10 protein-coding genes and 1 pseudogene are annotated in these 12,531 nt (G+C 73.5%); 9 read left to right on the top strand and 2 right to left on the bottom strand.

All coding sequences use genetic code 11. The features are described from left to right. Positions 1–101 precede the first annotated feature (101 nt). The 9 genes from cimA (at position 102) to IE109_RS34230 (ending at position 10,693) form a co-directional block, all read left to right on the top strand. On the top strand, positions 102–1,727 hold the full coding sequence (gene cimA / locus IE109_RS27270; protein ID WP_189554015.1) for a citramalate synthase: 1,626 nt from the start codon (positions 102–104) through the stop codon (positions 1,725–1,727). Between the two features lie 24 nt (positions 1,728–1,751). After that, complete coding sequence (locus tag IE109_RS27265) at positions 1,752–2,798, top strand: ketoacyl-ACP synthase III family protein (RefSeq protein WP_189554014.1); 1,047 nt, start codon at positions 1,752–1,754, stop codon at positions 2,796–2,798. Positions 2,799–2,882: 84 nt separating this feature from the next. Further along, entirely contained in the window at positions 2,883–3,869 is a 987-nt protein-coding gene (locus IE109_RS27260) for an aromatase/cyclase (protein WP_189554013.1), read from the top strand. Continuing rightward, positions 3,856–4,485: an antibiotic biosynthesis monooxygenase family protein gene (locus IE109_RS27255; protein WP_189554012.1), complete on the top strand. Its 630-nt coding sequence runs from the start codon at positions 3,856–3,858 to the stop codon at positions 4,483–4,485. Before IE109_RS27260 ends, IE109_RS27255 begins: the two co-directional genes overlap by 14 nt. A 106-nt stretch (positions 4,486–4,591) precedes the next feature. Further along, positions 4,592–4,783 (top strand): acyl-CoA carboxylase subunit epsilon, encoded by a 192-nt coding sequence (locus IE109_RS27250; RefSeq protein WP_189554011.1) that lies wholly within the window; start codon positions 4,592–4,594, stop codon positions 4,781–4,783. 79 nt (positions 4,784–4,862) lie between these two features. Then, complete coding sequence (locus IE109_RS27245) at positions 4,863–6,635, top strand: fatty acyl-AMP ligase (RefSeq protein WP_189554010.1); 1,773 nt, start codon at positions 4,863–4,865, stop codon at positions 6,633–6,635. Continuing rightward, on the top strand, positions 6,632–8,449 hold the full coding sequence (locus IE109_RS27240; protein ID WP_189554009.1) for an acyl-CoA dehydrogenase family protein: 1,818 nt from the start codon (positions 6,632–6,634) through the stop codon (positions 8,447–8,449). The genes IE109_RS27245 and IE109_RS27240 overlap by 4 nt, the downstream gene beginning before the upstream one ends. A 23-nt stretch (positions 8,450–8,472) precedes the next feature. Next, complete coding sequence (locus tag IE109_RS27235; RefSeq protein WP_189554008.1) at positions 8,473–9,711, top strand: acyltransferase domain-containing protein; 1,239 nt, start codon at positions 8,473–8,475, stop codon at positions 9,709–9,711. Positions 9,712–9,772: 61 nt separating this feature from the next. After that, positions 9,773–10,693 (top strand): 4'-phosphopantetheinyl transferase family protein, encoded by a 921-nt coding sequence (locus tag IE109_RS34230; protein ID WP_506417185.1) that lies wholly within the window; start codon positions 9,773–9,775, stop codon positions 10,691–10,693. On the opposite strand, the pseudogene IE109_RS27225 reads toward IE109_RS34230, so the two are convergent. Continuing rightward, positions 10,613–11,143: pseudogene (locus IE109_RS27225) on the bottom strand (response regulator transcription factor); the annotation flags it as partial. The gene IE109_RS34230 and the pseudogene IE109_RS27225 overlap by 81 nt on opposite strands. A gap of 27 nt (positions 11,144–11,170) precedes the next feature. Continuing rightward, positions 11,171–12,460, bottom strand: a complete 1,290-nt coding sequence (locus IE109_RS27220) for a sensor histidine kinase (RefSeq protein WP_189554006.1) — start codon at positions 12,458–12,460, stop codon at positions 11,171–11,173. Positions 12,461–12,531 lie beyond the last annotated feature (71 nt).

The following is a 12,531-nucleotide window of genomic DNA, read 5'->3' as shown; positions in this document are numbered from 1 at the left end:
CCAGTGCCGTTCGAGCCGTTCTCCGGCCCGTCGCCCGACCGTGGGGAATCCAACCGGCGTGCCGCAACCGCCGGACATCACACCGGACAAGGGAGGGGCCGATGGCCGAGCAGAGCTTCCAGCTCTACGACACGACCCTGCGCGACGGCACCCAGCAGGAGGGCCTGGTGCTGACGGTGGAGGACAAGCTCGCCGTCGCGCGTCGGCTCGATGCCCTCGGCGTGGGCTTCATCGAGGGGGGCTGGCCCGGAGCCGTGCCCAAGGACACGGAGTTCTTCCGCCGCGCGCGCGGCGAGCTCGACCTGAAGAACGCCGTCCTGGCCGCCTTCGGCGCCACCCGCCGGCCCGGCATCCCGGTGTCCGTCGACGCGCAGGTGCGGGCCCTGCTGGACGCCGAGACACCCGTGGTGACCCTTGTGGCCAAGAGCCACACGGGCCATGTGCAGCACGCCCTGCGCACCACCCTGGCGGAGAACCTCGCCATGATCGGCAGCACCGTGCGGCACCTGGTGCACGCCGGGCGCCGTGTCTTCCTCGACGCCGAGCACTACTTCGACGGCTACCACGTCAACCGCGAGTACGCCCTGGCGGTCGTCCGCACGGCCGCCGAGGCCGGCGCCGAGACCGTCGTGCTGTGCGACACCAACGGCGGCTCGCTCCCGGACGAGGTACGGGCGGTGGTGGCCGACACCATCGCCATGACGGGCGCCCCCATCGGCATCCACTGCCACGACGACACCGGCTGCGCGGTCGCCAACACCATGGCGGCGGTCGACGCCGGCGCCGTCCACGCCCAGGGCACCGCCCACGGCTACGGCGAACGGTGCGGCAACGCGAACCTCTTCACCGTCATCGCCAACCTCGTGCTCAAGCGCGGCCGGGAGGTCGTCCCGCTCGAGAGGCTGCGGGACCTGTCCCGCACGGGCCGGGCGATCACCGAACTCACCGGCGTACGGAGCGACCCCGCGGCCCCCTACACGGGCCTGTCCGCCTTCACCCACAAGGCGGGCCTGCACGCCTCCGCCCTGCGCGTCGACCCCGACCTGTACCAGCACACCGACCCGGCCCGGGTCGGCAACCGGATGCGCACCCTCGTCTCCGACATGGGCGGACGCTCCTCCATCGAACTGAAGGCCCGCGAACTGGGCTACGACGTCGCGGCCGGATCCGAGGAGGTCGCGCGCGCCGCGGCCCGCGTCAAGGAACTGGAGAACCGCGGCTACAGCTTCGAGTCCGCCGACGCCTCCTTCGTCCTGCTGCTGCGCGAGGAACTCGCCGGCGGCCCGGGCGCGCCGCCGTTCGAGGTCGACTCGTGGGCCGTGGGCGTCTCGCGGCGCCGCGACGGCGAAGTCCGTACGGAGGCGTCCGTACGGCTGCGCGTCGACGGCGAGAGCGTCACCGCCACCGGTCATGGCAACGGCCCCGTCAACGCCCTGGACACCGCCCTCCACTCGGCGCTCGACCCGTACTTCCCGGCCCTGACGCGCCTCGAACTGGTGGACTACCAGGTGCGCGTCCTCAACGGCCAGGTCGGCAGCGGCGCCGCCGCCCGGGTGCTGATCTCCTACCGGGACGGCGAACAGCGGTGGGGCACCGTGGGCGTGGACGAGAACACGGTGACCGCCAGCTGGGCCGCGCTGCTCGACGCGGTCCACTACGTCCTGCTCGACGGGCCCGCCGAGGCCCACGGTTCACCCAGCCTGGCCGCGGCGGCCACGGCGGGCTGAGCCCTCGATCTCCCGGGAGCCACTGTGCGTGTGGAAGACATCTATATACGGGGGACCTCCGTGCGGCTCCCCTCCGTCGTCACGGTCGCCGACGCCGTCGCCTCCGGGGCCTGCCCGCCCCGGGTGGCCTCGTCGACCGGCCTGGTGTCCGTGGCGTACTCGCCCGGCGAGTCGGCCGCCGAGATGGGCGCGGCGGCCGCCCGCACGGCCCTGGACCGGGCCGGCAGCGGCGGCGGCGACGTCGACCTGCTGCTCCACGCCGACACCTACCACCAGGGCCAGGACCTGTGGCCGGTCGCCTCGTACATCCAGCGCGAGACGCTCGGCAACACCTGCCAGGCCGTCGAGATCCGGCAGATGTCCAACGGCGGCCTCGCCGCCCTGGACCTCGCCACCGCCTACCTCACCGCCGGCCACGGACGCGGCGACGCCCTGCTGACCACCGCCGACCGGTTCTGCGAACCGGGCATCGACCGCTGGCGGACCGACCCGGGCACCCCGTACGCCGACGGCGCCAGCGCGCTGGTGCTCTCGCGCCGCGGCGGCTTCGCCCGGCTGGTCTCCCTGGCGACCTACGCCGACCCCGAACTCGAACCCCTGCACCGGGGGGACGAACCCTTCGGGCCGGCCCCCTTCAGCCAGCGCATCCCGGTCGACTTCGAGGAGGCCAAGCGCGCCTTCATCGGCCGGGTCGGCATGTCGTACGCCATCACCCGCGCCCACAACGGCCAGCAGACCGTGCTGAAGGAGGCCCTCGCCGACGCGGGGCTGGAACTGGCCGACGCCGAATGGGTCGTCCTGCCCCACTTCGGACGGCGGCGCCTCCAGTCCATCTTCTACCAGCCGTTCGGCATCGACCCCGAGCGGACCACCTGGGACTTCAGCCGCACCGTCGGCCACCTCGGCGCGGGCGACCAGTTCGCCGGCCTGGACCACCTGCTCGTCTCGGGCAAGGCCCGCCCCGGCGACCGCTGCGTGCTCGTCAGCGTCGGCGCCGGCTACAGCTGGGGCTGCGCCGTCCTGGAGATCCTGCACCGCCCCGACTGGGCCGCCGGGCACCCGGCGCCCTGACTCCACCCCGGCTCCACCCGCTCTTGAGCACCCCATGTCAATCTGTGAACCGCCGTTCCTCGCGGCTGTCGAAGGGAAGTTGCCGTGGCACCGACCGCTACGTCCGAGACCAGAGCTCCCCACGTCACGGAGCACTCCATCACCGTGGCGGCCTCGCCCGCCGTCATCTACGACCTCGTGGCGGACGTCTCCGCGTGGCCCCAGGTGTTCGGACCGACCGTGCACGTCGAGCTCCTCGAAGAGGCACCGGAGGCCGGCGGCGAGCAACTGCTGCGCATCTGGGCCATCGCCAACGAGAAGGTCCGCACCTGGACCTCCCGGCGCACCCTCGACCCGGCGTCGCGCACCATCACCTTCCGCCAGGTGGTCTCGGCCGCGCCCGTCGCCTCGATGGGCGGCGAGTGGCGCGTCGAACCGCTGGAGGACGGCCGCACCCGCGTCGTCCTGCTCCACGACTACCGGGCCACCGGCGACGACCCGGCCGCCGAGGAACTGATCGAGCAGGCCGTCGACCGCAACAGCCGCGCCGAGCTGGCCGCCCTGAAGAACGCCGCCGAACTCGGCGACGCCCGCGAAGAGCTCCACTTCACCTTCAGCGACTCCGAGGTCGTCGCCGGCGCGGCGGGCGACGTCTACGCCTTCCTCGACCGCGCCGACCTCTGGCCGGAGCGGCTGCCCCACGTCGCCCGCCTCGACCTCACCGAGGACGAGCCCGGCGTCCAGCAGATGGACATGGACACCCGCAGCCCCGACGGCTCCACCCACAACACCACCTCGGTGCGGGTGTGCTTCGAGGACCGCAACATGATCGTCTACAAGCAGCTGCGCGTACCGGTCGCCATGAGCGGGCACACCGGCAGATGGGTGATCGAATCGCTGGGTGACGGTACAGTCAGAGCCACCTCGTGGCACACCGTCACGCTCGACCCCGAAGGGGTCCGCGCGGCACTCGGCCCCGAGGCGACGCTCGCCGAGGCCCGCGCACTGGTCCGCAAGGCGCTCGGTACCAACAGCTCCACCACCCTGCGCCATGCCAAGCAGTTCGCGGAGGAAGCGCGTGCCGGATCGTAGTCTGCACAAGCCGGTTGCGGTGATCAACCGCTTCGAGGTCAAGGGCGACGCAGCGACCTTCGAGAGGCTCTTCAGGGAGCACTCCCAGTTCCTGCGCCGCCGCGACGACTTCGACTTCCTCGTCACCGTGAGGCTCGTCGAGCGGCCCGACGTGTACGCGCACATCGGCCACTGGAGCACCCTGCGGGGCTTCCTGGACACCGTCAACGACGAGACGTTCCAGCTCCACGTCAAGGAGCTCGGCCCGCTGGTCGACGCCGAGGCCGACCAGGCCGTCAGCGTCGCCCGGGTGCTGCGGGAGAACGCCGTCGTCGGGGCGGAGAACGTGGTGCTCACCCGGGTCACGGTCCGCGAGGACCCGTACGCCTTCGAGCGGGGCTACGCCGAGATGAACGAGCACTTCGCCACGCTCGGCGGCTTCGGGGGGAGCGACCTGCTCCGCTCGACCCTGGTCCCCGGCAGGTACACCGGTCTCCAGTGGTGGCGGAACACGGCGGACTGCGACCGTGCCCTGGGCAGCGCGGAGTACCGCGCCCTGCGGCACGCCCTCGGCCGGCGCGCGGACATCGAGGTGGACCGGACCCGGCACGTGGCGTACGAGCGCGTGATCGGCTGAGGCCCGGACGGCTCCACCGGCCCAAGAGCCGAGGACCACGGGTCCTCGGCTCTTGGCGCGTTCGCCGCGCGAGCCCGCTTCGAGCGGCCGGGCGCAGGCTGTTCCCATGGTGAAACCAACGCGCATCACTGTGCTCCGCGGTCAGCCCGACGCGGCCGAACTCGCCGCGGTGACCGCCGTGCTGCTGGCCCTGGCGCGCCGCGGGGGCGAGCCGGGCGAGGCGGAGAAGGCCGCGTACGCGGGATGGACCGTCAAGACGGGCGACTACCGGCCGCCGATGGCCCGGCCCGGTCCGTGACCGCACCCACCACACGATCGCCAGGGACAGCCGCGACCGCACCGGGAGGTACGGCCGCACGACAAGCAAGGGGGAGGGCGTGACCGGTCACCGGACCTTCACCGAACTCATCCAGGCCCAGGCCGCGGAGTCGCCCGAACGGGAGGCCCTCATCATCCTGACCGAGAGGTCCGGAATCCTGGAGCCCCGCACCATCACCTACGGGGAGCTCGACCGGGCGGCCCGCAGGCTCGCCGCCCGCCTGCGGCGGCACATCGCCCCCGGCGACCGGGTGCTGCTCACCCACAGCTCCCGGGAGCTGTTCGCCACCGGCCTGCTGGCCTGCCTGTACGCGGGCGCCGTCGCCGTCCCGGTGGCCCCGCCCGGTGGCCGCCCGCACCACGACGAACGCATCGCCGGGATCGTCAAGGACGCCTCGGCCTCCTGCGCGCTCACCGCCTCCACCGAGGCCGCCGACGTCTCCCAGCTGCTCGCCCGCACCGGCTACGGACACGTCACCTGCGTCCTGACCGACGCCCCGCCCACCGCGCCCGGCGCCCCGGCCGACGGCACCGCGGGCACGGAGACCGGCGGCACCGGGGCCGGCCCCGCGGCCGGCGTCCGGCCGGGTGCCGGGGCTCCGGAGCCCGTACCGGCCCCCTCCGACCCGGACGCGGTCGCCTTCCTCCAGTACACCTCCGGCTCCACCCGGGACCCGCGCGGGGTGGTGGTCACCCACCGCAGCCTCCTCGCCAACCAGGAGGCCATCGGCCGGGCGCTGGGCACCCGCCGCGGAGCGCGGATCGGCGGCTGGCTGCCCCTCCACCACGACATGGGGCTCGTCGGCCAGCTGCTGCACGCCCTGTGGCTGGGCGGCACCGCCGTTCTGCTGTCCCCGACCGCCTTCGTCAAGCGGCCCGCGCACTGGCTGGAGACCATCTCCCGGTACGGGCTGTCCGCCAGCGGCGCGCCCGACTTCGCGTACGACCTGTGCGTACGCCGGGTCAACGACGCCCAGATCGCCGGGCTCGACCTCTCCGGCTGGGACATCGCCGTCTCCGGCGGCGAGCCGGTCGACCCGGCGACCCTGCGCGCCTTCGCGGAGCGGTTCGCCCCGGCCGGCCTGCGCCCCGAGGCACTCATCCCGTGCTACGGGCTGGCCGAGGCGACGCTGCTGGTGTCCGGCGCCGCCACCGCCCCGGCGGACCTCACCGGAACCGGGAGAACCACCCACTGCGGCCCGCCCGCCTCCGCCGACATACGCATCGTCGACCCGGAGACCCACGAGGAACTGCCGGACGGCCGCACGGGCGAGATCTGGGTCCGGGCGGACGGCGTCGGCCCCGGCTACTGGGCGCGCCCCGCCGAGACCGCGGCGGTGTTCGACGGCCGGATCGGCGAGGATTCCGAGCCCTACCTGCGCACCGGGGACCTCGGCGCCCTCGCCGACGGCCTCCTGCACGTCAACGGGCGCCTCAAGGACACCATCGTGGTCGCCGGGCGGAACCTGTACCCGCAGGACCTGGAGCGCACCGCGCAGCGCGTCAGCGCGCTGTTCGGACCGGCCACCGCGTTCGCCGTCCCCGGCGCGCGCGAGCGCATCGTGATCCTCCAGGAGCTGCGGGCGGGCAGCCGGTACGACACGGACCTCGCCGGACTGGTCACCGCCGTCCAGCAGCAGCTGCGGGAGGAGTACGAGGTGACGACCGGGGGAGTGCTCCTCGTCCGCCCGGGAACCGTGCGCCGGACCACCAGCGGCAAGGTCGAACGGGCGGCCATGCGCCGGTTGTTCCTGCGCGGCGAGGTCACCGCCCTGCACCAGCGCGTCGACCCCGAGGTCCAGCGCCTCGTCGCCTCGGGGAGGCGGCGGTGACCGCGACGCCCGGCACCCCCGGCCCCCAGGCCCGCCCGGCGGCCGTGGACGACGCCGGCGCGGGCGCGGACGGGCTGGGCCGTGCCGGGGCGGCGGAGCGCATCGACGCCCTGGAGCGGGCCTTCGGGCCGCTCGACGACCCGGCCAACCCGCTCGGCGGCGCCGCGCTGCTCGCCGCCGACGCGGCGGGCGCGGTCCTGCCCGAGGCCGAGCGGGTCCTCGACGCGTACGGGCTGAACGCCGAGTTCGTGCCCGCCGCGCTCGGGGGCAGGCTGGAGCGGATGGACGTCCTCGGCCGGCTGCTGCGGCCCGTGTTCCGCCGTGACGCCTCCCTCGGGTTCGGGTACGGGCTCAACTGCTTCTTCGCCGCCACCCCCGTGTGGACCGCCGGGGACGCCGCCCAGCGACGGCTCGCCGCCCGGATCCTGCTGGAGGGCCGCCGGATGGCCGTCGCACGCCACGAGGTGGCCCACGGGAACGACTTCGTCAGCGACGAGTTCACCGTGCGGCCCGCCGACGGCGCACTGGTGCTCGACGGCAGCAAGTCGGCGATCGCCAACGCCTCCCGCGCCGACGGCCTGGTCATCTTCGCCCGGACCCCGGGCGTCACCGGCAGCCGGAGCCGCTCGGTCCTGCTGCTGGACCGCCGCGAACTGCCCCCGGACCGGGTGGAGAACCTGGCACGGCGGACCACCACGGGGATGCGCAGCGCGGAGTTCGGCGGGCTGCGCATCACGCGGTGCCCCGTCCCGGAGAGCGCCGTGCTCGGCGAACCGGGCGACGGCTACGAGCTGTCGCTGCGCTCCTCGCTCGTCATCCGCGGCCTCATCCCGTCCATCGTGCTGGCCGGCGCCGACACCGCGCTGCGCACCACGGCCCGGTTCGCCGCCCGCCGGCGTGACGACGGCCGCTCGTCGCTCGACGTCCAGCACGTGCGGGACGTCCTCACCGGGGGCTTCCTCGACCTGCTGCTGATCGACTGCCTGGCCCTGGTCGCCACCCGGGGACTGCACCTGCTGCCCAAGCAGATGAGCGCCTACGCCGCCGCCGCGGCCTACCTGGCGCCCAAGCTGGTCTCGGAGAGCATGGACGAGATGTCGGCGGTCCTCGGCGAGGCGACGTTCGCCGAGGACGGCATGTACGGCATGTTCCAGAAGCAGCTGCGCGACCTGCCGGTCACCTCGCTCGGCCACGCGGGCAGCGCCGGCCGGCAGGTCAGCCTGCTGCCGCAGCTGCCGTACTTCGCCCGGCACGCCTGGTTCGCCGACCCCGAGGCGCCCGCCGCGCTGTTCGCGCCGGACGACGACCTGCCGCCGCTGGACCTGACCCGGCCCGCGCTGCTGGGCGACGGCGACCCGCTGGCCGCGACCCTGGTGTCCTCCACCGACCTGCTGGAGGACACCGCGCCGCCCGACGGGCTGGAGGAGGAGGGCCGGGCCGTCCTGCGCTTCCTCGCCCGCTCCCTCACCACCGAGCTGGGCGACCTGCGCAAGGCGTTCGCCGAGGTGCCGCTGAGCGACCGCTCCGCGCTGGCCAGCCCGCACAACTTCGGGCTCGCGGACCGGTACACGCTGGTGCTGGCCGCCGCCGCGTGCCTGGGCGTGTGGCGGGGCCGGCGCACCGCCGCGGGCGCGGCCGGCACCTTCCTCGCCGACGCCGCCTGGCCCACCGCCGCGCTGTACCGGCTGTGCCGCCGGCTGGGCCTGCCGCTGCCGGACCGCCCCACCGCCTGTGAGCGGAGGGTGCTCGCCGAGGTGCTGGCCCGGCTGCACGGCCGGCGCAGCTACGACCTGTACGACTCACCCCTTGCCTGACGACCGCCGAGAAGGAGCACATCATGCGAGAACAGCAGCGGGACGACGACTTCGAGACGGCCTACCGTGAATGGCTGCTGGACCGGCTCGCCCACTACCTGGGCCGGCCGGTGCGGGAGACCGACTCCGTGCATGAGTACCTCGACTCGGTGGCGGGGCTGAGCCTGTACGGCGACATCGAGGAGGAGTTCGGTCCGCTGGTCGAGCCCGCCGACATCTGGGCGTACCCCACCGTGCGCGAACTCGCCCGCCACATGGCCGAGCGGGGCGCGGGATCCGGCGGCAGCCGGATCCGGGCGGCCTTCGTCTTCACCGGCCAGGGCTCGCAGCACCCCGGCATGACCGCGGGGCTCTACCGGAACTCCACCGTCTACCGCCGCTTCCTGGACGAGGCCGGGACGGTGCTCCAGCCCTACACCGGGCTGTCGGTGGTGGAGATGATCCTGGGCAAGGACCCGCGCATCCACCAGACGGCCTTCACCCAGCCCGCGCTGTTCGCGGTCGAGTACGCCCTGGCCAAGACCCTGGAGGAGGCCGGTGTCCGCCCGGTGTCGGTCCTGGGCCACGGCATCGGCGAGTTCGCCGCCGCCGCCGTCGCGGGCGCCCTCACCCTGCCGGACGCCGCCAAGCTGGTCGCCCTGCGCGGCGCCTTCATGCAGTACCTGCCCTCCGGCGGCGGCATGATGGCCGCGTGCATCACGCCGTACGAGGCCACCGAGCTGATCGCGTGCGAGCCGGGCGTCGGCATCAGCGCCATCAACGCCGCCAAGTCGACGGTCCTGTCCGGCGACCGCGGCGGCCTGGAGCGGATCGAGAGCAAGCTCGCCGAGCGGGGGGTGCGGTGCCGCCACCTCACGGTCACGCACGCCTTCCACTCACCGCTGATGGCGCCCGTGGTCCCCAAGTTCGAGGCGGTGGTCCGCAGGGTCCCCGGCGGCGCGGCCTCGGTGCCCTTCTACTCCACGGTGTACGGCAGACTCACCACCGAACCGCTCTACGCCTCGTACTGGACCGAGCAGCTGACCGCGCCCGTCCGGTTCGCCGACGCCGCGCGCGCCCTGCTGGCCCAGCAGGCGCCGACCCATGTCGTGGAGATCGGCCCCCGGGCGGTGCTCACCCCGTACCTGCGCCGGCTGGGCGGTGCCCGGGGCCCCGTCTGCCTGCCCGTGTGCCAGGGTCCGGAGAGCGACGCCGTGGACCTGGCCGGTGTGATCTCCGTACTCGACGCCGGACCGCTGGCCGCCGCACTGGCCGGGGCGTGAGGTGACGGTACGGATCGGACGGCCCCTGTCCGTGCGGGGACCGCGGGGACCCTGGCAGCCGGTGCGCGACGAGCTGGCCCACGCGGGCACCGTGCTGGTGTACGGGACGATGCCGGACTGGCTGCCCCCCGAGGGCACCGAGGCCGAGCTGCCGAGGCTGCTGGGCCGGGACTGGCACCGCTACCAGACGTTCACCCAGCCCCGGCTGCGCGAACGGTTCACCGCCTCCCGACTGCTGCTGCGGCACGCGGCCGCGGCGATCCTGCGGACCGCGCCGCACCTGGTGGACCTGTCGTACCAGCCGGGCGGCCGCCCCTACGTGCGCGGTTGCGACCAGATCGACGTCAGCCTCAGCCACACCGAGGAGATGATGGTCGTCGGGATCACCCGCATGGGACGCGTCGGGGTCGACGTGGAGCGCGCCGACCGCCGCCTGGCGCACACCGGGTCGGAGACCCAGGCGTGCACCCCCTACGAGAAGCGGCGGCTCGACGCGGGCGGCGAGGAGAGACGCAACGACACCATGGTGCGGCTGTGGACCCTCAAGGAGGCCTACAGCAAGGCCCTCGGCCAGGGGCTGCGGTTCCGGTTCACCGAGTTCGGCTTCGCGCTGGACGACACGGGCGCCTGGCTGGTGCGGCCGGACGGCACACCGGCGGGCGGTTCGTGGACGTTCGGCACGTTCCCGGCGGGTGGCCGGTACGTGGTGAGCGCCGCGGTGTTCGACGCGGGGTTCGGCGAGCCGGTGGACGTCGCCGTGGACACCACCCTGGACGAGGGGCTGTTCGACGCGCTGCTGGCGGCGCCCCGCCCCGGGTCAGGGGATCCAGCCGGCCTCCTCGGCGAGGCGGATGGCGTCGATCCGGTTGCGGGCGCCCAGCTTGCTGACGATGGCCGTCAGGTAGTTGCGGACCGTTCCCTTGGACAGGTAGAGGCATCCGGCGATCTCGGCGGCGTCGGCCCCGCGGGCGGCCAGGCGTAGCACCTCCAGCTCCCTCGGTGACAGGGGGTTCTCCGGTGAGTCCCAGGCGGCCAGGGCCAGTTGCGGGTCGACCACCCGCCGGCCGGCCGCCACGGACCGGACGGCGAGCGCCAGCTGGTCCGACGGCGAGTCCTTGAGGAGGAAGCCGGACACGTGCGCCGACAGGGCGCGCCGCAGGGTTCCCGGGCGGCCCAGGCTGGTGAGGATGAGGGTGCGGCAGCTGGGCAGTTGCTCGTGCAGCTCGGCCGCCGCCGTCAGTCCGTCGATCCCCGGCAGGTCGACGTCGATCACGGCCACGTCGGGCCGGGACCGCAGGGCGGCCTGCACGATGGTGTCACCGCGGTCGACGGCCGCGACCACCTGGAGGTCCGGTTCGAGTTCCAGCAGCGCGATCAGCGCCCCCCGGACCATGTGCACGTCCTCGGCGAGGAGGATTTTCACGGACAGCATCAAAAACCCCCGTCATCGGCGTCCGTTTCAGGCCGCGGCTCTCTCCCGGACCGCGTCCGGGGCTCCCGCTCCGTCGGTCCGCGGGCGGAGCGGTGCCCAGGCTTCGAGGTGGAAACGTCCGTCCTCCCGCACGCCCGCGCTCAGGCCGCCGCCGATGGAGGCGAAGCGCGTCCGGAGGTTGTCCAGGCCGCTTCCGCCGCGCCGGACGATCGGCGAGACATGGTCCGGTTCCTCGTGCGGGCGGTCGTTGACCAGCGTCAGCCGGACCGTTTCCCCTTCGACAAGTGCCTTGATGCTACATACTTGTACGCCACTGTGGCGGAGAATGTTCGTCACGCCCTCGCGCAGCGCGGTGGCGAGGACGGTGTCGACGGCCGGGTGGAGGCGCCCGCACTCGACCTGGACCTCCGCCCGCACGTCGGCCGCCGCGAGCACGGCCCCCGCCGATTCCGCCTCGTCGCACAGGGACATGTCGCGGTACCCGCTGGACACCAGGCGTACGTCGGAGAGCGCCTGACGGGCCACCCGCAGCAGGTCGGCGGTCTCCTCGGCGGCCTGCTCCGGCCGGACGGGCACCAGCCGCTGGATCAGCTCCCCCTTCAGCGCGATGGCCGAAAGGCTGTACCCGAGCAGGTCGTGCAGGTCCCGCGCGAACCGCAGCCGCTCCTGCGTGACGGCCATCCTGGCCATCTGCTCACGGGTGGCGTGCACCTCGTGGACGAGGTCGGCGAGCCGGGTCAGACCGTAGATGACCAGACCGGACAGGATGCCGGCGAGGGTGAAGTACAGGATCAGGTCGACCGACGCGCCGACCAGCCAGTTGTAGACCGGGATGTAGCAGATGAGCAACCCGTAGCAGACCCAGCCGAACCTGGGCGGCAACAACAGGAGCAGCGAGGCGGCGAGCGGCCCCTCCATGCTGCCCCAGTTGTTGCCGAACCAGACGAGCGGCAGGAACGTCAGCAGTGCCTGCAGGGACAGGACGGTCAGTTTCCTGCGCACCGGCCAGCGGCGCGCCTTGGGGGCGGAGATGACGAACTGGACCGAGAACACCACGACCACGAGGGCCAGGCACAGCACCAGTTGGCTGGTTCCGGGCCTCATCCTGATGACGTTGAGCACGGTGATCGTGCTGTAGCACAGGAGAGCCGCGGTGATGATCGCCCGTGCCAGCCGTGGTGCGGGGACGTGCGGTCGCAGGACGGGCGGGGGCTGTTCCGTACCGATCTCCTCCGGATGCGGGCCGCGGTCCCCGCGTGTTCGCCTCGCGGTGTGCCATGACCAGGGCCGTTCCACGCGCTCGCTCCACTCCGGCATCGCCCCTCCTCGCCCCGGACTGTGATGGCGAGCCGCATGCTATGACTTTCCGTTGCCCCCGGGCCACTGCT

The sequence above is a fragment of the Streptomyces lavendofoliae genome, from assembly GCF_014649735.1.
In the GTDB taxonomy this organism is placed as follows: domain Bacteria; phylum Actinomycetota; class Actinomycetes; order Streptomycetales; family Streptomycetaceae; genus Streptomyces; species Streptomyces lavendofoliae.
The sequence above is the reverse complement of the archived record's forward strand: the minus strand, read 5'-3'. Positions and strand labels throughout refer to the sequence as shown.